At 44.4% G+C, this 1,246-nt stretch carries 1 protein-coding gene and 1 tRNA gene; both read left to right on the forward strand.

All coding sequences use genetic code 11. The annotated features are described in order from the left end of the window. A partial coding sequence (locus A3738_RS08535; protein WP_156504107.1) for an aminotransferase class I/II-fold pyridoxal phosphate-dependent enzyme occupies positions 1–625 on the forward strand: 625 nt, incomplete at its 5' end. 51 nt (positions 626–676) lie between these two features. Continuing rightward, positions 677–752 (forward strand) — tRNA-Asn (locus A3738_RS08540). The last annotated feature ends 494 nt before the right edge of the window (positions 753–1,246 follow it).

A 1,246-nucleotide genomic window follows, 5' to 3' on the forward strand; every position in this document is an offset into this window, starting at 1 on the left:
GCTTAAAGATATTGCGGAAGTGTTGTTAGCGAATCCGCACGTAATGGTTGCGACCGACGATATGTACGAACACATCTTATGGAACAAAGAAGGCTTCCATAACATCCTAACGGTCTGCCCAGAGCTTTATGATCGTACGTTTGTACTTAATGGGGTATCAAAAGCTTACAGCATGACTGGCTGGCGTATTGGTTACGCAGCAGGACCTCAAAAAGTCATTGCAGCAATGAAGAAGATTCAATCGCAAAGCACCTCAAATCCAGCATCTATCTCACAAGCTGCCGCTACCGCTGCACTAACTGGTGATCAAGAGTGCGTAGATGCAATGGTCGTTGAATTCAAAAAGCGCCATGACTACCTTGTCGAAGCGCTGAATGACATCAATGGCGTCAATTGCCTTGCCGGTGACGGAACGTTTTATGTATTCCCTGACTTCAGCAATGCAATTGAACAGAGTTCTGCAAACTCAGATATCGGACTAGCCGAATTACTCCTTTCAGAAGCTGGTGTCGCATTAGTGCCAGGCTCTGCGTTTGGTTCGCCAGGGTGCATGAGACTCAGCTTCGCGACGAGCATGGAAGTCCTTCAAGATGCTGTTTCAAGAATCAAAAAAGTTCTTGGATAAACGCTTGACCAAGGCGCGTTAGATCATTACTATACGCGCCTCTTATGAAGTTCCCCGATAGCTCAGTTGGTAGAGCAACGGACTGTTAATCCGTGGGTCGCTGGTTCAAGCCCAGCTCGGGGAGCCAATTTCATAAGACATATTCTTAAAAGACGTCAGTGAAAGCTGTACGTCTTTTTTTATTCCTGCAATTTATGCATACAACGAATCCGTGGTAAACCCTACCGGCTTTACCTAGATCAAGCCCAGCTCGGGAAGCCAATTTCATAAGACAGATTCTTAAAAGACGTCAGTGAAAACTGTACGTCTTTTTTATGCCTGCAATTTATGCATACAACGAATCCGTGGTAAACCCTGCCGGCTTTACCTAGATCAAGCCCAGCTCGGGGGAGCCAATTTCATAAGGCATATTTCTAAAAGACGTCAGTGAAAACTGTACATCTTTTTTTATGCCTGCAATTTATGCATATAACGAATCCGTGGTAAACCCTGCCGGCTTTACCTAGATCCAGCCGAACCGAAAAGCCTATCAAAACACAAAAATCATCCCAGCAAACCCTGCAGAGTTTTATAAAAATACTATAAGTATTGATAAAAGCTTTCTGAACATCAGACAATTTG

The sequence above is a fragment of the Oleiphilus sp. HI0066 genome (assembly GCF_001635725.1).